Below are 23,884 nucleotides of genomic sequence, written 5' to 3' on the forward strand. Positions count from 1 at the left end.
AGAGCACCTGGTTTGGGACCAGGGGGTCGCATGTTCAAATCGTGTCATCCCGATCTAAGAAAGCAGATTATCTGATATAGATAATCTGTTTTTTGTATTTGTGTAAATAATGAGTAATGTTTAAATGCAAGCTTGTTTGTGCATAAACGGTAACCCTTTCGGTCACACTAGGTTTAAAAAAAGTGATAGAAGGGGTTCAGGTGAACACGTTTAAATTAAAGAAACAATTTAAAAGGCGTTGGCGACGTTGGAAACGAACTGCATGGATGAGTCTAGCCTTAGTGGCTGTAACGATACTAGCATATAGCGGACTGTCCATCTCTTCTCATATTCAACGTTTATTAACAACTGATTTTAGTGAGACCGTCACTGTCATGGGGGCAGCTCCTATAGAGGCGAATCGTTCGGAAGCAGAGGTACAAGCCATAGTAAAACAACTAGGATCTACTACACCTGATGACTTAACTGCTGTTGTATTGGAAGTCCACTATATTTGTGGAGTCGAGACTGAGCAATTAGGCAAAATGACAGCTTCACAAGTCGAAGTGTTATTACTCCAACATCCCGAATGGGATGCAGAAGTTGCAGCAGATGGTTTACGGGTTAAGCAACAGGTTGATGACCTTTCTCCTCTATGCAAAGAGCAGGCTTATATTAGCATAGATGCATTAGGGAATCTGAATTTGTACGAAGGTCGCCCTACAGAGGACAAAGTAATCCGCACTTTTTTTCAAATGGATGTTGGGTCACTTGAGTCTTCATTGCCTGAGGGAGTATGGGAACAGCTACAGCAAGGAATTCGAGTACAGGACAAAGATGAATATAACAGTGTCATTTCTACATTTAGCGACTATGCGGTTGATCGAGCCTCTGAAGAAGTCATTCTAAATGGTGGTTGACTCAAGAAAGTTTTGAAGAGCATTAAAACGAAGACAGGTTATAGGTTTGCTGGAGAAGGGCATCGAAGTGATGTCCTTTTTGTCGTGTGTTGACCGATCGTAAGGAAATAAATTAGCCCTTAGGGTTTGTGTGATACCTTCCTGTTAACAGGTTTAGGGCTTTGCTCGACCTTGGATACCAGAGGATGGGAAATGTTTTGTGACATCTTTATAGGTAAAGCGACAAGGTTTTCTAAGACTCCATAGGAGTGTGAATGATAGATTTTATGAGGATTAAAATGTAGTCAAAGTTTCCTGCCGCAGGGTCTATCTTTTTGTTATAATGAAATGAACGATACATATGTTCGCTTTATTGTAAGGGAGAGATGGGTTTGCGTTTTTTGGGGATAGACCCGGGAATTGCGATTGTTGGGTTTGGTTTTGTGGATAAGATCGGAAGTAAAGTGGTTCCTGTACAATATGGCTGTATTCAGACAGAAGCTCATACACCTGAAGAGGAACGATTACTTCACGTATATGAGGGAATGGTACAGCTCATCGATAAATATAAGCCAGATGCAGTCGCATTGGAGAAACTTTTCTTCAATCGGAACGTTACAACAGCGATGTCCGTCAGTCAGGCCAGAGGGGTAATGGTTCTGGCTGCTGCACAGAAAGGGCTACCTATTGCTGAGTACACACCGATGCAGATTAAACAGGCGATTGTAGGATACGGCAAAGCGGAGAAACGTCAAGTGCAAGAGATGGTCAAAATGTTTTTGCGGTTACAGGCGATTCCTAAGCCAGATGACGTAGCAGATGCGTTGGCAGTAGCCGTATGTCATGCACATTCTTATACATTAAATTCGAAGTTAAATGAGGTATTGCGAAAATGATTGATTTTCTTAGAGGACAGTTCGTGCATGTGGAGAATGAATATATTGTGCTTGATGTTCAAGGTGTGGGCTATCGTGTATTTTGTCCTAACCCATATGCGTTCGCGAAACAAGAAGGTGAGATCATGGTCTATACCCATCATCACGTGCGTGAAGATGCCATGTTGTTATATGGTTTTGTTACAAGAGAAGAACAGCGCTTGTTTCGTAAGTTGATCGAGGTGTCTGGTATTGGACCACGAGTCGCCCTGGGCATTTTGGCAGGAGGCACGCCTGATCATGTCGTTACAGCGATTTACCAAGAGAATCTGACATTCCTAACCAAACTACCGGGAATCGGTAAAAAGACAGCTCAGCGTATGATTTTGGATCTGAAGGATAAGCTGGACGGATTCGGTGCTGCCGCGTATGCAACAGGTTTATTTGCTCCTCCTTCAGAAGAAGCAGGAAGCGGCTCAGCTTGGGATGAGGCACGTGATGGTCTCAAAGCGCTTGGTTACACAGACAGCGAGTTGGATAAAGTATGGCTCAAGCTGAAAAAAGATGTTACATCTGCCGATTCGGTTGATGTGTTGATGAAACGAGCACTGCAAATGCTATTCACTGGATAACTAACTTTACCAACACGATAGCACATTGCTCGTACTAAAAAGGTAGGGATGAACATGGATGAGCGTATTATTTCCGCTAACCTGATGATGGATGATCAAGCTGTTGAGCTGAGTCTTCGTCCCCGGTATTTGAACGAATATATCGGACAAAATCAGGTGAAGGAGAATTTAAAAGTATATATTGAAGCAGCCAAAATGCGTAATGAAGCATTGGATCATGTTTTATTGTATGGCCCACCAGGACTAGGTAAAACAACACTTGCCAACATCGTCGCTAATGAATTGGGTGTTAACTTGCGTACCACTTCAGGGCCTGCAATTGAGCGACCAGGAGATCTAGCAGCATTGCTGACTAATCTTCAAGAGGGTGATGTGCTATTTATTGACGAGATTCATCGTCTGCATCGTACTGTTGAAGAAGTGATGTACCCTGCGATGGAAGACTCTGCATTGGATATTATGATCGGTAAAGGTCCCAGTGCGCGATCTGTGCGTCTTGATCTGCCACCATTCACTCTCATTGGGGCTACAACACGCGCTGGTTTGCTGTCTGCGCCTCTGCGGGATCGTTTTGGTGTCATTAGCCGGTTGGAATTTTATACGGTTGATGAGCTAGCCTACATTGTCTCTCGCTCTACAGAAATCCTTGGGGTTGAGATTGTTGGAGATGCTGCAGAAGAGATTGCCCTCCGTTCCCGTGGAACGCCGAGGATTGCCAATCGTTTATTGAAGCGAGTTCGAGACTTCGCTCAGGTACGAGGCGATGGAGTCATTACACAGGCATTAGCAGAAGAAGCACTTAAACGTCTACAGATTGATCCGAGAGGATTGGACGAGATCGACCACAAGATGCTTAAGTCCATGATCAATAGCTTCCGGGGAGGCCCAGTTGGTCTGGATACCATTGCAGCTACGATTGGTGAAGAGAGCCAAACCATTGAGGATGTTTATGAGCCTTATTTATTGCAGATCGGTATGATTCAACGTACACCAAGAGGTCGAATTGTTACAGATATGGCTTATCATCATTTGGGTTTGCCGATTCCGCCGCGAGATGGAAAGTAACATAATTGACTCATGGGTAGTGGGATGTGTGAATGTTGTTCTTCTATTACATGAAACAGTTCTAAATATCAAATGAAGTTTGAAATTCATAGATGTATCTACACAAGGAAAAGTGCGGAGAGGAGCCTGATTGTGGGGAAAGCAATACAAAATAAGAAATGGAGTCGCCGATTAAAGGTTTTGGCTGCGGCTGTATTGATGGCAGGATGTCTGCAGGTACCCGCGTATGCAGCAGAAAATGATGGACAGCTGATTCGGGTTGCGATGTTTGCGAATCTGGGAAGCACATACAAATCAACAACACCATTAATCACACTTGAATCGAATGGGAGTTGGACAATTGGATCTGAGACGGGTGCTAACGTAAGTCTTCCAGCGGGGCAGATTCGATTCAGCGCAGATGGTTTCCGAGTGAAGGTGTTGGAGACAGCAGATTTCAAAACAGCGGCGGCAGCAGCCAAATTATTGCAACCAACCAGCGATAAGCCGTTACTCTTCAGCTCAAGTGTGAGCGGCAAAACGGTGTATCAGCTCTATACCGGAAACTATGCTACAGAGACACTCGCTGGACAAGCCGTTGCTCGAGTTCAGAAGGTAGCTGCAGCTCAATTGGGTGGGCAGAAACCAGTCGTAACGGGAAACAAGCATTTATCTACTGGAAACTATAGCTCCTTACAAGAAGCACAAGCGGCGCAAGCTTCTCTCTCAGCATCAGGCATCACTTCCTTTACTGTATTGTCATTGGATGCAGGTAGTTCGGGCTACAGTGTATGGGTCGGTGAAGCTGTGACAGATGCAGAGCTTACTGCTGTGAAGAAGACGGTAGAGACTCAAGTAGGTGGCAGCAGCCTATCTCCTATATCTAATAACAGCTCTGCTCTAATCATTCGGCAGGATGCGGGGTTAAGTCTAGACACGCCTAAGACTGCAGCACATTACACGATTGCCGGTACGGAAGCCAAAGCGTGGGTGCAGGGAGATGGAAATGGCATTAAAGTATTGGAACGTTCCCAGCGAACATATCGCGGAGATATGGAAGTCAGTATCGTGAATGGTGACTTGGCTTTAGTGAATGTCGTTCCGTTGGAACAATATTTGTACTCCGTAGTTGGAGCAGAGGTGTATTCCTCCTGGCCTGCAGAGGCTCTAAAAGTACAAGCAGTTGCTGCTCGTTCCTATGCTCTCCAACAGGGCACTCGCTTCCAGATTGCCAATGTTGTGGATACAACACTAAGTCAAGCCTATAACGGCGTTGATTCGGAGAATGATAAAGTAACCAGCGCAGTAGATGCTACCGCAGGAGAAGTTGTCAAAAGTGGTGGTAAAATTGTAGAGGCTGTATTTTCATCCAATGCAGGTGGACAAACGGCACATCCCTCCGAGGTTTGGAACGGGGGAGCAGGGGTCTTCACCAATGTGGATAGTTCTGGAGATACATCAGCACAGGCTGGATTGCATACGTGGTATCATGTACTGCTTAACTCAGGCATCAGTGGGTATATCCGTGAGGACAATGTGAAGGAGCTAAGCTCCAAAACGGATGCGGGCCTTTCCAAGGTTACTGTCACCGCACAGAATACGAATGTACGTGCCATCCCATTAATCCAATCTACGGTTGAGCCGGTAGCCAAAATGAATCCAGGGAACGAAGCCGTTGTTTTGGCAAAAGTAGCACAATCCAATGATTATGCTTGGGTGAGAGGGCCATTTACCGCTGCTCAATTAGTCAAAACGTTGCAAGGTAAAACGACGACGACTGTTCCCTCATCCATCTCAACATTAGAAGTCACGAAGCGCGGACCTTCTGGTCGAGCACTTGAAGTAAGTGCCAATGGACAAGCGCTGACTGTTAAATATGCAGATACGTACCGCTCGGCGCTGGGTGGATTGCCTAGTACTTTATTTGATATTGCAGGTACTGGAAGTTATACTGTATTAGGCGCTGACGGGAATACAGCGAGTAAGACAGGGTCTCAAGGAGCAGCTGTATTGTCTGCCTCAGGTACAGGAACTTCATCTGGTAATGCCCTTGTCGTCATGAGCGGTGATGGTCAGGCAAGAGCCGTAACTCAGGGACAAAACTTTATGTTCATCGGCCAAGGAAATGGTCACGGATTAGGTTTGTCGCAATGGGGAGCCAAAGGCATGGCGGATGAAGGGTATGATTACCAGGAAATATTGAAACACTATTACCAAAATGCGACTATTGTTAAGGAATGAATTGACGATGAATGTGAACTTATATGATTTTGAATTACCGGAACAGCTTATCGCACAGACGCCGTTGCTTGATCGGACTGCGTCTCGCTTGCTTACCTTGAATAAGGAGAGCGGTGAAGTCAACCATAATACGTTTCCGGATATTATTAACTTTCTACAGCCTGGTGACACACTTGTGCTTAATGATACACGAGTGTTGCCAGCTCGTTTGTTTGGAACAAAAGAGGATACAGGAGCCAAAGCGGAAGTGTTACTGCTCAAAAACGTGGAAGGTGATCGCTGGGAAGCACTGGTTAAGCCAGGCAAAAAGCTGAAAGCCGGTTCTGTTATCGTTTTTGGTGATGAACTGAAAGCCGTGATTGACGAAGAAGGCGAAATGGGCGCGCGTATGCTTACATTTTCGTATGAGGGGATTTTTCAGGAGATTCTAGATCGTCTCGGTGAAATGCCGTTGCCTCCGTATATTAAGGAAACACTGGATGATCGTGAACGCTATCAGACGGTATATGCGAAGCATGAAGGTTCTGCGGCCGCACCAACAGCTGGACTTCATTTTACGGATGAGTTGCTTGATCAGATTCGAGCAAAAGGTGTTAATGTAACCTTCATTACGCTTCACGTTGGGCTGGGAACATTCCGTCCTATGTCCGTAGATGTAGTAGAGGATCATGTTATGCATGAAGAGTATTACTCTATGTCACAGGAGACGGCCGATCTGATTAATGAAACGAAGCAACGTGGGAATCGTGTTTTTGCTGTAGGTACAACAAGCTGCCGTACACTTGAAACGGTAGGCAGTAAATTTGAGCAAGGACTCCTGCAGGAGAGTAGCGGCTGGACTAAAATTTTCATTTATCCTGGCTATACCTTCAAGGTAATTGATGGCATGCTGACGAATTTCCATCTTCCGAAATCTACATTAGTCATGCTGGTAAGTGCGCTTGCAGGCAGAGAACACATTATGCACGCCTATGAGGAAGCTATTGCTCAAGAGTATAGATTTTTCAGCTTTGGCGATGCGATGTTGATCTATTAATGTTGAATTAGGCAAAAAATGATTGGTGTTGAACCTACAAAGATTCACGAGTAAAGGTCTAACGATTAACTTTTAGAGGATGATTAAAACCAATGGCAGCAATTACGTACGAACATATTAAAACTTGTAAACAATCTGGTGCCCGATTAGGACGTGTACATACACCTCACGGAATCATTGAGACACCAACGTTCATGCCGGTAGGCACGCAAGCAACCGTTAAAACGATGAGCCCTGAAGAGTTAAAGGAAATGGATGCGCAAATTATTCTGAGTAATACGTATCATCTGTTCCTTAGACCTGGACATGAGATTATTCGTCAAGCTGGTGGCTTGCACAAATTCATGAATTGGGATCGCCCAATTCTGACTGATAGTGGTGGATTTCAAGTATTCTCTCTCAGTGAAATGCGTAAAATCACAGAGGAAGGCGTAAATTTCCGCTCGCATCTGAATGGAGACAAGAAGTTCTTGTCCCCTGAAGTTGCCATGGAAATACAGAACGCACTGGGTTCCGATATTATGATGGCATTTGATGAATGCCCACCGTACCCGGCAGAATACGAATATGTGAAAAAATCCCTTGAACGTACAAGCCGCTGGGCGGAGCGTTGCTTAGAAAGTCATGCACGTCCACATGACCAAGGTTTGTTCGCCATCGTGCAGGGTGGAATGCATGAAGATCTGCGCCGCCAAAGCGCAGCAGATTTGACTTCCATGGATTTCCCGGGGTATGCTATTGGTGGACTGAGTGTTGGAGAGCCGAAACATTTAATGTATGGCGTGTTGGATTATACGGTGCCTTTGTTGCCTTCCAACAAACCACGTTATTTAATGGGGGTAGGTTCACCCGATGCATTGATTGAGGGATCGATTCGTGGAGTAGACATGTTTGACTGCGTACTTCCAACGCGGATTGCCCGTAACGGAACAACGATGACTAGCCAAGGACGGCTTGTAGTTCGAAATGCCAAGTTTGCAACTGATTTTGGTCCACTTGACCCTGAATGTGATTGCTACACTTGTCGTAACTATTCCAGAGCCTATTTGCGTCATTTAATCAAGGCGGATGAAACGTTTGGCTTGCGTCTGACGACCATCCATAATCTTCATTTCTTGCAGAATTTGATGCGCAACGTGCGCAAAGCCATTATGGAAGATCGTCTGCTTGATTTCCGGGATGAATTTTTCGATCAATATGGTCTTCATGACAATGACAAAGGTTTCTAAGAGGTTTGTTGCGGAACCGGAGGAACAAGCATTATTTTGTACGTATAGTCGATAAGGGGGAGTTTACATGTTTCAAGGAATGGCACTACAAGCGGCTAATCCAGGCGGAGGTATCGTATCTTTGATTGTACCTTTGGTACTTATGGTTGCGATTTTCTACTTCTTGATGATTCGTCCACAGAACAAAAAGCAAAAACAGCGTAATGCGATGCTTGGCCAGTTGAAAAAAGGCGATAAAATCGTTACTATCGGTGGTCTCCACGGTACAATCGCTGAAATTACAGAAGACGTGGTTGTTCTGCGCGTAAACGATGTAACGAAGCTTACATTCGATCGTAATGCGATCAGCAGTGCAGTAAGTCGTGAAACTGCTGAATAATTATAAATGAGCGAGAAGTTAGAGAAATAGAGTTCGCTCACAATAGTTAGTTCTGTCTGTTATTACAGAACCGAAGCTCCTTTTTACAGGGCTTCGGTTCTTTTTTTATTTTATAGTCTGATCAGGAACTCATATGCCATATACCAAGAACTCGTTGACTGTTAGTTTCGTTGTGTGTTTACTCCGAAAATTCCACCCAGAGCAGAGATTAGAAATGCACTTGCGAGTTGAAGGCTATCCTTCCAGTTGAACGAAGCATCCAGTGCCAGAAATCCAATGATCAATACGATTATCCCATAAACGACACCCGTTAGGCCTCCATGGTACCATCCTTTTTCACCGGATCTTTTGCCAGCCACGAATCCACCAATGAGTAGCGACAGCGCATGAACAACGTAAGTATACAGGGAAAGATCCTGCTCCCGCATTCCAGTCATCCAGAGAAATAAGGAAAGAACCAGTGCTCCTAATAACATCCAAACAAAGGCATGACAGAGACCTGACAAAATCGGGTTGGACATTCGAAACGAGATCACTCGGCGAATCAGCTGCATGAAGCATCCCCCTTGTACAAGTTTGAAATTAATACAGTGTATGGTCAAGCCTTCAGACTTATGAACTGAATTTTCCATTAAATGAATTGATGTGATCTGCATGAGCATGTCAGCTTCGGGTCAAAATAGGGATTACGCTACAGGTGCCTATGGATAACTCAAACAAAGGAGGAACCTTGTCGTGAACTTCTCAGATATCGGAGCACATGTTTTTCGAACGATCCTCATGTATTTCATTGTCTATGGCGCGATCCGAGTGATGGGGAAAAGGGAAATTGGAAAGCTGTCCATGTTTGACCTGGTCGTGTCCATTATGCTTGCAGAGATTGCGGCCTTTGTCATTGAGGATATGGAAAAACCTTTATCTCACGGAATTGTGCCTATGCTAACTGTACTTATAATGCAGATTGGTATGGCATTTGTCAGTCTCAAAAGTCGTAGACTCCGCCTAATGATTGATGGCAAACCAACAGTTCTCATCTCCAAAGGAACCTTGCATCGGGATGAGATGCGTAAGCAGCGATATAACTTAGATGATTTGTTACTTCAACTGCGTGAGCAGAATATAGACAGCATCGGTGATGTCGAGTTTGCGATTCTGGAGACGACAGGTAAATTAACTGTTTTCCCGAGTAATCAAAGCAACACAAGTAATTCAGGTGGAAATGGATCATCAAACAACAGAGGCAGTGCACATACGAAACAAAAAGCCAGGCAAGATCGAGTGGATGGGTTTCAAAATATTAAATATGAAGGTCTGCCCTTACCACTAATCATGGATGGAAAAGTTCAGGATCAAAATCTGGAGCTGATTCAAAAGACAAGGTTCTGGCTTAAAAATCAGATTCAACAAAAAGGTATCCTTGATTTCAAGGAAGTATTTATCTGTTCAATTGATCACAATGGCAAAGTTTTTGTTAGCCTGAAGGATGATTCCAAATAAGACGTTGCTTATTTACGTGATCTGCGTTCAAACCACGAACCGATGATAGGTACACGAGACAAATCATGAAAATCAATCATACGTGTCATACCCATCACGATCAAATAGACGATTAACCCTATGGCTGGAGCAAGAATCATTCTTGCCCATAGTGGCAGAATAACGACAGTATGCTCAAAGACAAGAAGAGTGGCTGCGCCCATGATGAACATGCCTGTGCCTGTCTTAACCCAGTCCATAAACTTGAAACGAAATTGAAGTAAAGTACGTACACTTCGTGCATGTAAAAGAGTTACGATTGTGGAGTTAGCACAGATAGCAATAATTGCACCAAAGATGCCGTATTCAGGACGTGAAGCGAGCAGTAGGATCAATGTGATTTTGATAACAGCTCCGATAAACGTATTAAGCAATGCTTTTCCCGGACGATCAAGTGCTTGTAATGCTGCCTGCAGAGGAGCCTGAATGTAAATGAAGAGAGCAAAAGGAGCCATGAGTTTCAGCATGCTTCCAATCGATGCATCATTATAGAGAATAAGGCACATCGGTTCGGCAAGCACATACATAAAAACAGAAAAAGGAGCACCTGTAACGAGTGCAAGCCTTAAAGCTTGATGCATGCGTTTATGAATCAGGGCACGATCCCCCTGCGCAGATGCTTCAGACAATGAAGGGACGAGAGAGGTTGCCAGTGATGAGGTAAGTGCCCCTGGAAGCAATAATAATGGAATAATCATGCCTTGTAGTGCTCCGTACTGGGCGGTAGCTAATCCTCGTGAAATACCTGCAATGGCCAAGCTTTGCGCTGTTACGATAGTTTCGGCAAGATAGGATAAGGAGCCGACCAATCGTCCTGCCGTAACAGGTACAGAGATGGCTAACAAACGGCGAATAAGTGAATGATTGGGCTGAGCAACTGAACCGAGACTGTTGTGTGCTTGAGGTAAGACTGGCGGCGGAGTGTAAAGAGGCTCGGTATCGTTTTTTTGCCTATGGTAATTCCATAGCAGTACGAGCATGCCAATGAATTCACCGACCAGAGCACCCAGCATTGCACCAGCGGCAGCCTGAGCAATACCATGTGGAAGCAGCAACCAAGCAAACCAAATGACGCAAATAATACGTACAATCGTTTCAACAATAGAGGAAGCTGCCGTAGGAATCATATTTTGCTTACCTTGAAAGTAACCTCTGTAAACAGCCGACACAGCGATAATTGCAATCATGGGGCTCATGCTAACAAATGTGTGGTATACTCGCTCATCTGTAAGAACATAACGTGTAACCCAAGGGGCAAAGACAATGCACAAAAACATAAAAATCACACCAAGCGTCAACGTAAAGGCTAAGCTGATCTGCAAGATCCGTTGAGGCGAAAAACGATTCGCACCTGTGTCTGCTTCAGCTACGAGTTTGGCGACGGCAAGCGGTATGCCGCCTGTAATCAAGGTTACGAGCACGATGAAGAAGGGGTAACTTAATTGATAGATTCCGACGCCTTCTGCTCCGATAACCCGTGGTAATGCAATGCGTGGGATGAATCCGAGAATACGATTAATAATGCCTGCGGCGAGCAGGATCATAGCTCCCTGGATAAATGTCTGCTTCTTCAAGACTACCCCTCTTTCCCGAATGAAAGTAACAGGTTTCGTTAACGGGACCAAGCCGTTGTTCTTCATCCTATGCCAGTCCATCATATTCTCATGACAAATTGATCACGATTAACAAAAAGATCCATCAACAGCAAGAAGGAATATGACCAGGGGAAGTCGAATGATGTAATATTGATGCCGCATAAAGGCTTGTGTGTGGGAAGGGAGGCTAATCCCCGTTGGAGGAAATGAACGATATGGAGATGGAACAATCCATTGAGATGCTCTGCTGCAGCAAGGCGGAAGAGTTTAGGCTTGTAGGTTATGAATATGTGACCAGCAAAGATGTCTGGAATTGCGTCAGTCATAAATATGAAAAGCAGGGCATTCCACCGCTTCACCAGCTGGTGAACGACATTTTGTCACTGAAAGCAACAAGCTTTATGAACTTTATGACCGTGTCTGCATACCGGGGATCCTCTTTCTAGCGAAAGGGATCTTTTTTGTTGAAAATTGACTGCTTTTTACGGCATCGCTATAATAGGAATATTGAGAACGAAAGGGGATCTAGGAACGGCATGAAAAGAATTATCAGTTTCATTCTGGTCGTGCTTGTCACCACAGGGGTAATGGTGGGAACAAGCCCGGAGCTGCTCAAAAATATACGCTTGGGCCTTGATTTAAAAGGAGGCTACGAGATCTTATATGAAGCAGAGCCGCTTGATGAGGGACAACAAGTCACCAAAGCATCTTTGGTGCAAACAGCCAAGAGTCTGGAAAGCCGTGCCAATGCGCTCGGAACAAGCGAGCCGGAGGTAACCACTGAGGGAAGCAACCGGATTCGATTGAAGTTGGCAGGGGTTACGGACGAGGCTGAAGTTAGGGCCAAAATGAAAGAACCAGCAGTATTGACCTTCCGCAGTAAAGCTGAGGGGGACAAGGAAGGCGAATACACCAAGATCGAGCTGCGTGGTAATGAATTTGTCGAGAATGCAGCCAAAGTTGTCTTCACTTCATTGAATGAGCCGATGATCGACATTCAAGTGAAAGACAAAGCTAAATTTTCTGAGATCACTAAACGTTTGATCGGACAACCTCTCGCCATTTATTTGGATGATGAGTTGCTGTCTGCGCCAACGGTTAGACAACAATTAACAGATGGTTCTGCTCAAATCTCAGGTTCCTATTCGCGCGAAGAAGCAAACCAGCTTCGTGATACTATTAACCTGGGCGCGCTTCCGCTGAAACTTACAGAGAAGTATTCACAAAGTGTTGGTGCAACACTGGGTAAATTGTCTTTGGATCAGACGATCAAAGCGGGCTTGATTGGTTCCGTTATTATCCTCGTATTTATGATTGGAATATATCGTATTCCGGGTATCATTGCGAGCTTTGCGTTGATTACACATACGTGGCTGGTGCTTGCTATTTTCTACCTAGGGGAGTTTGTACTTACCCTTCCAGGGATCGCGGCATTCATTCTAGGTATAGGTATGGCGGTTGACGCCAACATCATCACGTACGAACGGATCAAAGAAGAGATGCGGAGTGGTAAGTCGATCTTGTCTTCGGTCAAAGCGGGTAGTAAACATTCCTTCCGCACGATTATCGACTCTAACATAACAACGATCATTGCTGCTGCTGTTATGTTCTTCTTGGGTACGGGTGCAGTTAAAGGTTTCGCACTTGTGTTGATTTTTGACATCGTCACAAGTATTATCACGAATATTTTCTTCTCCCGCTTCCTGTTAACCTTGCTCGTACGGGGTAACGTCTTGAAGAAGCCTAAGTACTTCGGAGTGAAGGAGAGTGAAATTCGTGCGCTTTAATTGGAATTATGATTATGTTAAAGGCAGTAAGATTGCCTATATTTTTTCGATTATTTTAACCGTTACGGGGATTGTTAGTATTCTTGCGCTTGGTTTGAACTATGCGGTTGATTTCCGTGCTGGATCGAATGTTGATATTTCAGTATCCAAAGAAATTACAACAGAACAGATTAGGCCTATAGTTGCTGATCTTGGTGTTGATGAGGGCGATGTAACGATCACACCAGGTGCAGAACGGGTTAACGTTCGTTTTTCCAATGAGCTTGATGAAACGCAAGAGAGTACATTTAAGCAGGAATTCAGCAAGTTGGATTCCGCTGCTTCTTACGAAGTAAACACGGTAGATCCCGAGATGGCGAAAGAACTAGAACGTAATGCGATCTATGCCGTTCTCATTGCAAGTATCGGGATCATGATTTATGTAGCTATTCGTTTTGAATGGCGGTTCGGTTTGGCGGCAGTTATTGCTCTCTTCCACGATGCATTTGTTGTAATAAGTGTGTTCTCGATCTTCCGTCTGGAAGTAGATTTGACCTTTATTACCGCTGTATTGACCATCGTCGGTTTCTCGATCAACGATACGATCGTTATCTTTGACCGAATCCGTGAGAATTTACGTTTTGCCAAAAAGACAACCAAAGCAGATTTGCGCCAGGTCGTTAACAGCAGTTTGGCACAAACGATGACACGTTCCTTGAATACGACATTTACCGTATTTGCAGCTTCCATCTGTTTGTTCATATTCGGCGGAGAGTCCATTCGTATGTTCTCGCTTGCCATGGTAATCGGAACGCTGTTCGGTGCGTATTCTTCCATCTTTATCGCTGCTCCACTATGGCTGGTACTCAAAGGTAAACAAATTGATAAGCCAAAAACAGCAGCTAAAGCATCTAACTAAACATCTTATTGTGAAGTCGCGTCTATTAGGCGCGGCTTTGTAACTTTAGAGACAGAAACAAGGGGGAATTTCCATGGCCAGAGAACATATTCCAACGGTTCAGGCGGCAACGTGGAGTGGTATTGCTGGGAATATGACGCTTGCAGTAATTAAGGCTGTTGTCGGTTATTTAGCCAATAGCAAATCGTTGCTCGCAGATGGTCTGTACTCCGCCTCAGAAGCTGCCTCTTCACTGGCGGGACTATTCCCTTCCCATTCTGTAAGGCACAAGAGCAAGGATACAGATCGAGCAGCTACGCGGTCTAAGGAGCATTCACGTGTAGCGAGACCAGGGATATCGATTTTGCTGTCTGTTCTCATTCTTATGGGAGGATTACAGATTGCGATTTCAGCCCTAAGTAGCCTAATAGGCGATACTCCAGTGGCATCTGATACGTATCAGCATGCACTTGTCGCAGCCTTTGCAGCCTTAGCGATCAAAGAAGCCATTTTCCAATTTCAATACAGGTATTTCCGGAAAAGAAATCAAGCACAAGCATTGACCTATGCTCAGCAGCATCGCCGGGCGCTTTACTGCTCACTTACGGTATTGGTTGGGATCATTGGTTCAATGATCGGGGAGATGTCAGGGTGGAGTATGCTTCTGTACATGGATCCAGCAGCGGCATTAATTGCATCTTGTTTCGTGTTTCATAAAGGTTATAGAATGATTGTAGACACAGTATATGGTTCTTTAGTGCAAGAACTGCAACAGGAAGAGGCTCTCGATTTCAAAGAGACTGTACAGCGAGTGTACGGCGTCATTACCATCGAACAACTGGTTGCGCGCGAACAGGAGCATGCCGTTACCATTGAACTCATCATTAGCGTTAATCCACGAATCTCTGTTTTGGAGGCTCAGGAGATATCTAATCGAGCCAAAACGCTGCTCTTCACTCGCTTCAGCCATGTAAAGGAAGTACAGATTCAGGCAGTACCCTATGACCCTGGGTATCCTTATAAATCCAATCATGAACTGCCCGATCATGAAGCGACATTAATTCAGTAATGGAGCTCGGATCCCGTAGATCAAGAAAGGAGCGTTATTATTGCTTTATTCGCAATACCGGTGGAATACACCACATATTGATTTGGATGCGGCTGCGGGACTCTCGCAGGCGCTTTCCGTGTCATCTCTTGTTGGACGTTTGTTAGTTAGTCGCGGGGTTCATAATGAAAAGGAGGCAGAACGGTTCTTGCATCCAGATCTGAATCAGATGCATGATCCTTATCTTCTGCTTGGTATGAAAGAAGCTGTACCACGGATACGTCAGGCTATTGAGCGGGAAGAACATATTTTAATTTATGGAGATTATGACGCAGATGGTGTCTCCAGTACTTCACTGATGATCCATCTGATGCGCCATTTGGGAGCATCCTACGATATTTATATTCCTCATCGCTCCAACGAAGGTTATGGACTTCACAATCATGCATTAGATTGGGCTCATCAACAAGGTGTGACGCTGGTGATTACCGTCGATACTGGCATAAGTGCAGTAGAGCAGATTGCCTACGCGTCCACGCTAGGGATAGAAGTGATTGTCACGGATCACCATGAACCACCTGAGATACTTCCTAAGGCGTACACACTTATTAATCCGAAACTACCCGAATGTCCTTATCCATTTAAGGGGCTGGCGGGCGCAGGCGTAGCTCTGAAGCTGGCTCAGGCTCTCATTGGTGAAGTTCCAGGTGAATGGATGGAGATCGCAGCAATTGGTACCGTCGCTGACTTGATGCCGCTCGAAGGTGAGAATCGTGTTATTGTCAGTTATGGAATTGAATCTATGCGTGGTTCACGCTTACCTGGTGTAAGTGCTCTCCTTGAGATTAGTGGTGTGGATCAGAGTCAAGTAACGTCCGTTAATATTGCATTTGCAATGGCGCCTCGTATTAATGCAAGTGGACGTTTGGATCATGCAGGACGAGCTGTATCTCTTCTGACGACTGAAGATTTAGACGAAGCTCATACACTTGCAGGTCAATTAGATCTGCTTAACAGAGAGAGGCAACAGGTTGTTGAGGGGATTCTTCAGGAAGCAACAGCTCAATTAGAACAGAAAATAGAGCTTCGCTCTGGCGCTGTTCCCGATGTAATCGTTCTTGCGGGAGAAGGGTGGAATGTTGGCGTTGTAGGTATCGTTGCATCCAAGTTGCTGGAACGTTACTACCGGCCAACACTAATTCTGGGCATTGATCCTCAGAGTGGGATTTGCAAAGGCTCTGCCCGTTCCATTGACGGATTGGATATCTATGAAGCATTAACGGCTTGCAAAGACTCCATGGATCATTACGGGGGACATCCAGCGGCGGCAGGTATGACACTCCATCGAGATCAGTTGGAAGAGCTGGAGCAAGGCTTGAACGAGTTTGCTGCGGCTGTTCTAACCGAGGGGGATTTTGTACCTCAGCGTCTTGCAGATGATGAATGTCGCATTAGTGATGTACCTCTACAAGTGATTCAAGAAATTGACAGACTGCAACCGTTCGGGATGAGCAATCCTTCTCCCCGTTTCGTATTTAGAAATGTTACGGTTAAAGAGACCCGAACGATGGGGCGAGAGAAACGCCATCTGAAACTTGTTCTGGAACAAGAAGGGCAACAGTTAGAGACCGTGGCCTTTGGCAAAGGTGCGCTAGCTGAATTTTTACCAGTGGGTTCCATCATTGACGTTATGGGCGAGCTGTCGATTAATGAGTGGAATGGAATGCGCAAACCACAATTGATGCTCCAAGACATTCATGTGCCTCATGCACAAGTGTTTGACTTAAGAGGAAATGGTGAGCCGCTGAGTACAATGAAGCAGTTCCTGAGCACACTAGAAGTACATTTACGGTACAAATCTGGCTCGGTCGGTGCAATCGTTAAGAACGAAACGAATGTTTCTGAGGGAAATTCATTGTATGAACCGTGCCTTTGGGTATATGATAGAAAGGTCGGGTTGTTTCCGTGTAATGCTGCTGCGCAGCAATATGGACAGGAACAGATCCGGACGTTATTTGTGTTTGATACGCCGGAAACTCCGGAACAACTTGATGCTATGCTGGCTTTGTTCAGCGGAGCAGAGAATATCATCCTTCTGCACGGATCAGGCAACCGCCGAGATCGCCTTCAGATGCCTTCCAGAGAACTATTCAAGCGAATCTATATGCTGGTATCGAAATGGCGAGCTGAACCGGTGGAGGAGAAAGAGATTACTCCCGTACTCAGCCGTCAATGTGGCTGTTCTCCACGCATGATCACCATGATGCTTGATGTATTTGAGGAGTTATCCTTCATTACAAGAGATTCTGGAAAAATTGCGTTTGTGGATAACCCACCCAAACGTGAGCTAACCGCGTCACGTCATTATCAGGCGCTGGAAAGTATGGCCGAGACGGAGCAAGTGATGCTGGATGCATCTACGCCTCAGCTGACACAATGGATGATATCCCGGATGAAGGGCGTATCTTAGATGGAAGTTGTGCTATTTATTTTAGGAGGAGATTATTTTGGATTTTAAAGAGTATATTCGTGTCATTCCTGACTTTCCACAACCGGGAATCAGCTTCAAGGACATTACGACATTGTTGAAGGATGGAGAAATGTACCGCAATGCAATCAATGAGATCAAAACAATGGTTTCTGATCTGAAAATTGATGTGATTGCTGGACCTGAAGCACGTGGTTTCGTTGTGGGCGCCCCTCTGGCTTATGCTCTTGGTGTCGGTTTTGCTCCGATCCGTAAAAGCGGAAAATTGCCAGGAGAGACGATTGAAGTTGGATATGATCTCGAGTATGGCAAGGATACACTCGCTATGCATACAGATGCGATCGAAAAGGGACAAAACGTTCTGATTGCGGACGATCTGCTTGCAACGGGTGGAACGATTGCAACTTCCATCAATTTGATTGAACAATTGGGTGGTAAAGTTGTTGGTGCAGCCTTCCTGATTGAGCTTTCTGATCTGAATGGACGTGCCAAGTTGCCTGAAATTGATGTATTTACATTGATGAACTACTAAGATTTCAGCATAGAGCTTGCTGTGATTAAACACGAATTGGCTCTCCCGTTTCCCGGGAAATAATATACAGCATTAACTATTATAAAGAAGCCTGTTCCCTCATTCCTTGATGGTGTGAGAGAACAGGCTTTTTGCTTTTGATAAACTTTATACCTTCATAAAGGTAATTCGTGTTTAAGTATTATTTTGAACCGAATTATATATCAGTCTGGTGTTTTCTCTGTCAAAGGTTGATTCTCTGACTTATCGTTAGACAAGCCTAATACATCGAACAGTTTGAATAACAAGCTCATCAATATGCCAGCAATTGTTGCAAGTGCCATACCTTTCAGATGAACACCATAGAAACTTACTTCGGTTCCACTTAATCCAACCACGAGCACGATTGTTGTTAGAATCAGGTTTGTTGGTTTTGTAAAATCAACTTTTTGTTCAACTAGAATACGTAATCCAGATGCGGCAATGACACCAAATAGAAGCAGGGAAACACCGCCCATAACTGGATCAGGAATATTGGCAATTAGAGCCGAGAACGTTCCTGAGAAGGAAAGGATAATCGCGATGATGGCTGCGCCACCAATCACATAGATTGAGTACACTTTAGTTAAGGCCATAACTCCGATGTTCTCACCATAGGTTGTATTTGGAGTAGATCCAACAAAACCAGATAGAATGGTGGAGACGCCGTTTCCAAGTAAGGAGCGATGCAGACCAGGGTCTTTGGACAGATCCTTACCTACAATACTGCTCGTTACAAGTAAGTGACCGATATGTTCTACAATAACAACGAGAGCTACAGGTAGAATCGTTAGGATGACAGACCAATCGAATGTTGGTGTTGTAATCGTTGGAAGAGATACAATGCTAGCATCAGCAATCTTCTCCGTCTCAACAGCCTTCATGACGAAACCAAGTGCATAACCGGACACAATCCCGATCAAAATGTGAATGATTTTGGGGAATCCACGGAACGTTACAGCACCTATAACAGTGACACCTAAAGTGACCATGGATAATATAATTGGTTTAGCTTGTGGAACCCAGTTAGGGTTCTTGAGAGGTTCTGGGTTAATCAGCCCTGCCATTCCGGCTGCAACAGGAATGAGCTCTAACCCAATTAAGGCTACAATCGCACCCATAGCTGCTGGGGGAAAGACAACGTTAATCCAGCCGGTACCCGCATATTTAATAATGAGAGCTACAATACAGAACACGATGCCTGTGATAATAAAAGCACCAAGAGCCATCGAATATCCGTTGCCTGGATGAGTGAGCAAGACTGACTGTACTGGTGCAATAAAAGCAAAGCTGGAGCCCAGGTAAGCAGGAATCTTCCCTTTACACATCAGTATGTACAATAATGTTCCAATTCCGTTCATTAGCAAAATCATACTTGGATCGACACCGAAATAATTCGGTACAAGCACCGTACTTCCAAACATGGCGAACAAATGCTGAAGGCTTAGCAGCGAACCTGAGCCGAGCGGCATCTTTTGATTAACCTGAATTTCGCGTTGCACTGAATGTTCATCTCCTTTTCCGAAACACAAACTTTCAATAGATTACAGAGTTTCTCTTAATTAAGCAATAACATTTTGTGTAATAGCATGGGTTTGAGCTGTTTTTTTATACTTTATATTCTATTTCAGCTAGGATCGGGAATAATAATGCAGTGGAATACTCATTTTTCTTCGATTAAACCGAACATTTACAGGAAGCATCAGCATGGGAACAGAATACATATTTTCAGCTAAAAAAATGGAAAACTTACTCTTATTCGTCAGCAGTTGACGGGAAACGGGTGAAGCGTCATAATTATAGGAAATTACTTTTACGGGGAACCTGTGTTCATGCAATGTCACGGGTTCCATTTTGTATAGAAAGGACACGGAACAGATCAGAATGGGCATAGAGCAATTACTCGAGAAGGCCGGAGCCTACATCAAAGAACCTGATTTGGTGCGCATACGTGAAGCTTACGAATTTGCGGATCAGGCACATCACGGACAGACGCGAAAATCGGGAGAACCTTATATTCTGCATCCGCTTGCGGTTGCCGATATTGTTGTGAACATGCAGATGGACACCATCTCCATTATTGCAGCGCTTCTTCATGATGTAGTAGAAGACACTACGGTGTCCCTTGAAGAAATTCGCAATCATTTTGGCAATACGTGTGCTATGCTTGTTGACGGTTTGACGAAGCTGGAACGAATTCAGTTCCGCTCCAAAGAAGAGCAACAGAACGAGAACTATCGTAAGATGTTTATCGCTATGGCGCAGGATATTCGTGTAATCGTCATAAAATTAGCGGACCGTCTGCATAATATGCGGACGTTGAAATTCCAATCGGAAGAAAGCCAGCGCCGAATCTCGTATGAGACGTTGGAAATTTTCTGTCCAATTGCGAACCGTCTAGGTATCTCTGCAATCAAATGGGAAATGGAGGACATCGCCCTCCGTTATTTGAATCCGCAGCAATACTACCGCATTGCGAATCTGATGCACAAGAAGCGTGCAGAACGAGAGCAATACATTGATACGGTTATGGACGGTATCACGAGCAAGCTGGAAGAGATGGGAATTCAGGCAGACCTATCAGGTCGTCCGAAACATATCTACAGCGTGTTTAAGAAAATGACAACCAAAAACAAACAATTCAATGAGATATATGACCTGCTTGCCATCCGTATTATTGTGGATAATATTAAGGACTGTTATGCGACGCTCGGAATTATACACACGTTATGGAAACCGATGCCAGGACGGTTCAAAGATTATATCGCAATGCCGAAGGCGAACATGTATCAATCCTTGCATACAACGGTCGTTGGCCCTAATGGTGAACCAACCGAGGTTCAGATCAGAACTTGGGATATGCACCGTACCGCTGAGTTCGGTATCGCTGCCCACTGGGCGTACAAGGAAGGCGTGGCTTCAGGCAACAATTTTGAAGATAAAATTACGTTCTTCCGCGAAATCCTCGAACTTCAAAATGAGGCTCAAGATGCATCAGAGTTTGTGGAATCGCTCAAAATGGACTTTTTCTCTGATCTGGTGTTTGTATTTACACCGAAGGGAGAAGTCATTGAACTTCCAACAGGTTCTGTGCCACTTGATTTTGCCTACAGGATTCATACGGAAGTAGGTAATCGTACGATTGGAGCTAAGGTGAATGGTCGCATTGTACCACTTGATTATCACCTGAAGACCGGCGATATTATTGAGATTTTGACGTCAAAGCATTCGTATGGCCCGAGTCAGGACTGGCTCAAAATCGCCAAATCGTCCCATGCGCGAGCGAAAATCAAGCAATGGTTTAAGAAGGAACGGCGTGAAGAGAATGTGGAAAAAGGTCGCGAGAGCTGTGAACGTGAGCTCAAGCGTATGGGGCTTGATCCATCTGCTTGGATGACGGACGACAAGTTGCAGGAAGCAGCCAAAAAATACGCATTTAACGACATTGACGATATGCTTGCAGCTGTCGGGTTCGGCGGAATTACGGCTGCGCAGATTGTGACCAAAGCAACGGAAAAGCTGCGTAAAGAGCAGGAAGAATCCAGCTTACTGGAACTGAATTCCGAGATGCGCGAATTGAAGCCTGCACCAGAACGCAAAAATCGTCCTACCAATGGCATTCGTGTCAAAGGAATAGATAATCTGCTTGTTCGTTTTGCCCGCTGTTGCAACCCTGTTCCTGGAGATGAAATTATCGGATATGTTACACGTGGACGTGGCGTTTCTGTCCATCGTAGCGACTGTCCCAATATTCCAACTAGTGCAGATGGGGATGAAGCAGCACGTGTCATTGAGGTCGAGTGGGAAGAGAATATTGAAGCGAGCTACAGTGTGGATATCGAAATTACAGGTCATGATCGTAATGGCTTGCTTAATGAGGTACTTCAAGCTGTCTCCGAAAGTAAAACTAATATTTCTGCCGTTACAGGACGGACAGACAAAAATAAATTAGCGTTGGTGCATGTCACTATTTTGATTCGGAATACAGAGCATCTGCATGCCGTGGTAGAACGAATCAAACGGGTGAAGGATGTCTATTCGGTGCACCGGATTATGCAGTAAGGAGCCTGTGCAATGAGAGTGCTTGTGCAACGCTGTAAAGAGGCTCAGGTCACTGTGCATCATGAATTGACGGGGCGGATTGAGTCAGGGTTAATGCTGCTCGTTGGCATTACGCATGAGGATACGGAAAAGGACGCCCAGTATTTGGCTGACAAAGTTGCGGGACTTCGTATTTTTGAAGATGAGCATGGGAAGATGAATCTTAGCCTCTTGGATGTGGGCGGAGCCGTGTTATCTGTGTCTCAATTTACGTTGTATGGCGACTGCCGCAAAGGAAAACGTCCGAGCTTCGCGGCTGCGGCCAGACCGGATGAAGCGGAAACGTTATATGAGCTGTTCAATCAGTTGCTGCGGGATAAAGGCATTCAAGTAGAAACAGGGCGTTTCGGCGCTATGATGGATGTGACCTTCACGAATTGGGGGCCAGTCACCCTAATGCTTGAAAGTCCTAGTAATCCAAGCTCGTGAGCATAATGAGATCGTAATCTGGTCATAATGTAGGATATCCAACCGATGAAATTTATTGTCAAAGGAGTATCCTGCCATTATGCGTCAATCTGTCAAGGAAACACGATCACGCATCGAACCCTTACTTCTACCAGGGAATTTATATGAATCGCTTCAACTTGCCCGTGCAGCTGCTGAATATGCTTCAACAGTGTGGGCGCTGGAGAACGCAGACAAAGGGGAGCAGAGCCGGCTTCCACGTAGCTGAGTTAAGTGGATCCTGCATGGCACGTAAGAGTGAGCCTGAAACGGACTCTTGAACGGAATTCTGTTTGAAAATGACAAACTATAAAGAAGACCTGATTTCATGTTATATGAATCAGGTCTTTTTTGTATGGCGGCCAAAGATACGCTCGGAACATAAAGGTAGTCGCGAAAGAAAAGAAAACGAATTGTTATAAACGTCATCAGTTAGGGTAATAACAAAACGAGGCGCAGGGATGCGCCAAGTCATGCGACAACTTAACGGGTAAAGAACAGAGTGATAGACATACAGTTCTGCAGAACCCCGATTTCAAGAAATTTCGAACACGGAAAGGAGAACATACGTTATGAGTAAAGTTGCTTTTTTATTGGCGAATGATTTTGAAGATTCGGAAATGCAGGTGCCATATGATGAAGTGAAAAAAGCCGGACATGATGTAGAGATCATCGGTTTGAAGGCTGGAGAGTCGTTAAAAGGTAAGGGAGGAAAAGTGACCTATACCTCAGATAAGGCGATCTCAGAAGTCTCTTCATCCGATTACGACGCAGTAGTTATACCTGGTGGCTCTTCCCCTGAAAATCTGCGAACAGATGCAAACATTTTGAAGTTTGTAACGGAGATTAATAGTGCGAAGAAACCTATTGCGGCGATCTGCCATGGTCCACAGATTTTGGCAAGTGCAGACTTGCTCAAAGGTCGTACCGTGACGGCTTATCCACCGCTTAAGGATGATATGGTGAATGCTGGGGCAGAATTTAAGGATCATGAAGCTGTAGTGGATGGGAACTATATTACATCCAGAACACCTGAAGATGAACCAGCATTTGTTCGTGAATTGTTGAAAGTCATCTAATCGCCATTAAATGAATGAGCCTTATGTAGTTTAGAATTCTAAACTATATTTTAGCTTAGATA

At 44.8% G+C, this 23,884-nt stretch carries 22 protein-coding genes; 19 read left to right on the forward strand and 3 right to left on the reverse strand.

What is annotated here, in order from left to right:
- Positions 1-200 precede the first annotated feature (200 nt).
- The 8 genes from ASD24_RS23575 to yajC all read left to right on the forward strand — a co-directional run bounded on the left by ASD24_RS23575 (position 201) and on the right by yajC (position 8,314).
- A complete protein-coding gene (locus ASD24_RS23575; protein ID WP_056701194.1) occupies positions 201-899 on the forward strand; it encodes a BofC C-terminal domain-containing protein in 699 nt (232 codons plus the stop codon).
- 371 nt (positions 900-1,270) lie between these two features.
- The gene (gene ruvC, locus ASD24_RS23580) at positions 1,271-1,774 is read left to right on the forward strand and encodes a crossover junction endodeoxyribonuclease RuvC (protein WP_056701196.1); all 504 of its coding nucleotides are present in this window, start codon (positions 1,271-1,273) and stop codon (positions 1,772-1,774) included.
- A complete protein-coding gene (gene ruvA, locus ASD24_RS23585) occupies positions 1,771-2,385 on the forward strand; it encodes a Holliday junction branch migration protein RuvA (RefSeq protein ID WP_056701199.1) in 615 nt (204 codons plus the stop codon). Before ruvC ends, ruvA begins: the two co-directional genes overlap by 4 nt.
- Before the next feature lie 54 nt (positions 2,386-2,439).
- The gene (gene ruvB, locus ASD24_RS23590; protein ID WP_056701201.1) at positions 2,440-3,450 is read left to right on the forward strand and encodes a Holliday junction branch migration DNA helicase RuvB; all 1,011 of its coding nucleotides are present in this window, start codon (positions 2,440-2,442) and stop codon (positions 3,448-3,450) included.
- Positions 3,451-3,648: 198 nt separating this feature from the next.
- Entirely contained in the window at positions 3,649-5,670 is a 2,022-nt protein-coding gene (locus tag ASD24_RS23595) for a SpoIID/LytB domain-containing protein (RefSeq protein WP_235540819.1), read from the forward strand.
- A gap of 7 nt (positions 5,671-5,677) precedes the next feature.
- Entirely contained in the window at positions 5,678-6,706 is a 1,029-nt protein-coding gene (gene queA, locus ASD24_RS23600) for a tRNA preQ1(34) S-adenosylmethionine ribosyltransferase-isomerase QueA (protein WP_056701203.1), read from the forward strand.
- A 92-nt stretch (positions 6,707-6,798) separates the two neighbouring features.
- Positions 6,799-7,935, forward strand: a complete 1,137-nt coding sequence (tgt, locus tag ASD24_RS23605) for a tRNA guanosine(34) transglycosylase Tgt (protein ID WP_056701206.1) — start codon at positions 6,799-6,801, stop codon at positions 7,933-7,935.
- Between the two features lie 67 nt (positions 7,936-8,002).
- The gene (yajC, locus tag ASD24_RS23610) at positions 8,003-8,314 is read left to right on the forward strand and encodes a preprotein translocase subunit YajC (RefSeq protein ID WP_056701208.1); all 312 of its coding nucleotides are present in this window, start codon (positions 8,003-8,005) and stop codon (positions 8,312-8,314) included.
- Between the two features lie 161 nt (positions 8,315-8,475).
- Here yajC and ASD24_RS23615 read toward each other — a convergent pair whose 3' ends face one another.
- A complete protein-coding gene (locus ASD24_RS23615; RefSeq protein ID WP_056701210.1) occupies positions 8,476-8,868 on the reverse strand; it encodes a TIGR04086 family membrane protein in 393 nt (130 codons plus the stop codon).
- Positions 8,869-9,094: 226 nt separating this feature from the next.
- Here ASD24_RS23615 and ASD24_RS23620 point away from each other — a divergent pair, with 226 nt between their 5' ends.
- Entirely contained in the window at positions 9,095-9,811 is a 717-nt protein-coding gene (locus ASD24_RS23620) for a DUF421 domain-containing protein (RefSeq protein WP_056701709.1), read from the forward strand.
- A gap of 8 nt (positions 9,812-9,819) precedes the next feature.
- Here the strand turns inward: ASD24_RS23620 and spoVB are convergent, their stop codons facing one another.
- Positions 9,820-11,424, reverse strand: coding sequence for a stage V sporulation protein B (gene spoVB, locus ASD24_RS23625; RefSeq protein WP_056701213.1), 1,605 nt, complete (start codon positions 11,422-11,424; stop codon positions 9,820-9,822).
- A gap of 227 nt (positions 11,425-11,651) precedes the next feature.
- Here spoVB and ASD24_RS23630 point away from each other — a divergent pair, with 227 nt between their 5' ends.
- From ASD24_RS23630 to ASD24_RS23655, 6 genes are all read left to right on the forward strand, one after another.
- A complete protein-coding gene (locus ASD24_RS23630; RefSeq protein ID WP_056701711.1) occupies positions 11,652-11,891 on the forward strand; it encodes a post-transcriptional regulator in 240 nt (79 codons plus the stop codon).
- A gap of 90 nt (positions 11,892-11,981) precedes the next feature.
- Positions 11,982-13,232, forward strand: coding sequence for a protein translocase subunit SecD (secD, locus tag ASD24_RS23635; RefSeq protein WP_056701214.1), 1,251 nt, complete (start codon positions 11,982-11,984; stop codon positions 13,230-13,232).
- A complete protein-coding gene (secF, locus tag ASD24_RS23640; RefSeq protein WP_056701216.1) occupies positions 13,222-14,130 on the forward strand; it encodes a protein translocase subunit SecF in 909 nt (302 codons plus the stop codon). The genes secD and secF overlap by 11 nt, the downstream gene beginning before the upstream one ends.
- A gap of 73 nt (positions 14,131-14,203) precedes the next feature.
- Positions 14,204-15,178 carry a cation diffusion facilitator family transporter gene (locus ASD24_RS23645; RefSeq protein ID WP_056701217.1) on the forward strand — a complete coding sequence of 325 codons (975 nt, stop codon included), beginning with the start codon at positions 14,204-14,206 and terminating at the stop codon, positions 15,176-15,178.
- Between the two features lie 40 nt (positions 15,179-15,218).
- Complete coding sequence (recJ, locus tag ASD24_RS23650; protein WP_056701219.1) at positions 15,219-17,627, forward strand: single-stranded-DNA-specific exonuclease RecJ; 2,409 nt, start codon at positions 15,219-15,221, stop codon at positions 17,625-17,627.
- Positions 17,628-17,664: 37 nt separating this feature from the next.
- Positions 17,665-18,177, forward strand: a complete 513-nt coding sequence (locus ASD24_RS23655; RefSeq protein WP_056701222.1) for an adenine phosphoribosyltransferase — start codon at positions 17,665-17,667, stop codon at positions 18,175-18,177.
- 203 nt (positions 18,178-18,380) lie between these two features.
- Here ASD24_RS23655 and uraA read toward each other — a convergent pair whose 3' ends face one another.
- On the reverse strand, positions 18,381-19,697 hold the full coding sequence (gene uraA, locus ASD24_RS23660) for a uracil permease (protein WP_056701223.1): 1,317 nt from the start codon (positions 19,695-19,697) through the stop codon (positions 18,381-18,383).
- A gap of 382 nt (positions 19,698-20,079) precedes the next feature.
- Here uraA and ASD24_RS23665 point away from each other — a divergent pair, with 382 nt between their 5' ends.
- The 4 genes from ASD24_RS23665 to ASD24_RS23675 all read left to right on the forward strand — a co-directional run bounded on the left by ASD24_RS23665 (position 20,080) and on the right by ASD24_RS23675 (position 23,822).
- Positions 20,080-22,257: a RelA/SpoT family protein gene (locus ASD24_RS23665; protein WP_056701225.1), complete on the forward strand. Its 2,178-nt coding sequence runs from the start codon at positions 20,080-20,082 to the stop codon at positions 22,255-22,257.
- Positions 22,258-22,269: 12 nt separating this feature from the next.
- The gene (gene dtd / locus ASD24_RS23670; protein WP_056701227.1) at positions 22,270-22,725 is read left to right on the forward strand and encodes a D-aminoacyl-tRNA deacylase; all 456 of its coding nucleotides are present in this window, start codon (positions 22,270-22,272) and stop codon (positions 22,723-22,725) included.
- 79 nt (positions 22,726-22,804) lie between these two features.
- On the forward strand, positions 22,805-22,972 hold the full coding sequence (locus tag ASD24_RS30425; protein ID WP_156395533.1) for a hypothetical protein: 168 nt from the start codon (positions 22,805-22,807) through the stop codon (positions 22,970-22,972).
- 343 nt (positions 22,973-23,315) lie between these two features.
- Positions 23,316-23,822 (forward strand): type 1 glutamine amidotransferase domain-containing protein, encoded by a 507-nt coding sequence (locus ASD24_RS23675; RefSeq protein ID WP_056701229.1) that lies wholly within the window; start codon positions 23,316-23,318, stop codon positions 23,820-23,822.
- Positions 23,823-23,884 lie beyond the last annotated feature (62 nt).

The sequence above is a fragment of the Paenibacillus sp. Root52 genome (genome assembly GCF_001426865.1).
Taxonomy (GTDB): Bacteria; Bacillota; Bacilli; order Paenibacillales; family Paenibacillaceae; genus Paenibacillus.

Bases quoted from the DNA above. Each gene is read 5' to 3' on its own strand.
- ASD24_RS23595 (WP_235540819.1), top strand. From the start codon at position 3,649: ATGGCAGGATGTCTGCAGGTACCCGCGTATGCAGCAGAAAATGATGGA.
- ASD24_RS30425 (WP_156395533.1), top strand. From the start codon at position 22,805: ATGCGTCAATCTGTCAAGGAAACACGATCACGCATCGAACCCTTACTT.
- ASD24_RS23615 (WP_056701210.1), bottom strand. From the start codon at position 8,868: ATGCAGCTGATTCGCCGAGTGATCTCGTTTCGAATGTCCAACCCGATT.
- secD (WP_056701214.1), top strand. From the start codon at position 11,982: ATGAAAAGAATTATCAGTTTCATTCTGGTCGTGCTTGTCACCACAGGG.
- ruvA (WP_056701199.1), top strand. From the start codon at position 1,771: ATGATTGATTTTCTTAGAGGACAGTTCGTGCATGTGGAGAATGAATAT.
- ASD24_RS23645 (WP_056701217.1), top strand. From the start codon at position 14,204: ATGGCCAGAGAACATATTCCAACGGTTCAGGCGGCAACGTGGAGTGGT.
- queA (WP_056701203.1), top strand. From the start codon at position 5,678: ATGAATGTGAACTTATATGATTTTGAATTACCGGAACAGCTTATCGCA.
- ruvB (WP_056701201.1), top strand. From the start codon at position 2,440: ATGGATGAGCGTATTATTTCCGCTAACCTGATGATGGATGATCAAGCT.
- dtd (WP_056701227.1), top strand. From the start codon at position 22,270: ATGAGAGTGCTTGTGCAACGCTGTAAAGAGGCTCAGGTCACTGTGCAT.
- ASD24_RS23665 (WP_056701225.1), top strand. From the start codon at position 20,080: ATGGGCATAGAGCAATTACTCGAGAAGGCCGGAGCCTACATCAAAGAA.
- ASD24_RS23675 (WP_056701229.1), top strand. From the start codon at position 23,316: ATGAGTAAAGTTGCTTTTTTATTGGCGAATGATTTTGAAGATTCGGAA.
- ASD24_RS23620 (WP_056701709.1), top strand. From the start codon at position 9,095: ATGTATTTCATTGTCTATGGCGCGATCCGAGTGATGGGGAAAAGGGAA.
- ASD24_RS23630 (WP_056701711.1), top strand. From the start codon at position 11,652: ATGAACGATATGGAGATGGAACAATCCATTGAGATGCTCTGCTGCAGC.
- yajC (WP_056701208.1), top strand. From the start codon at position 8,003: ATGTTTCAAGGAATGGCACTACAAGCGGCTAATCCAGGCGGAGGTATC.
- tgt (WP_056701206.1), top strand. From the start codon at position 6,799: ATGGCAGCAATTACGTACGAACATATTAAAACTTGTAAACAATCTGGT.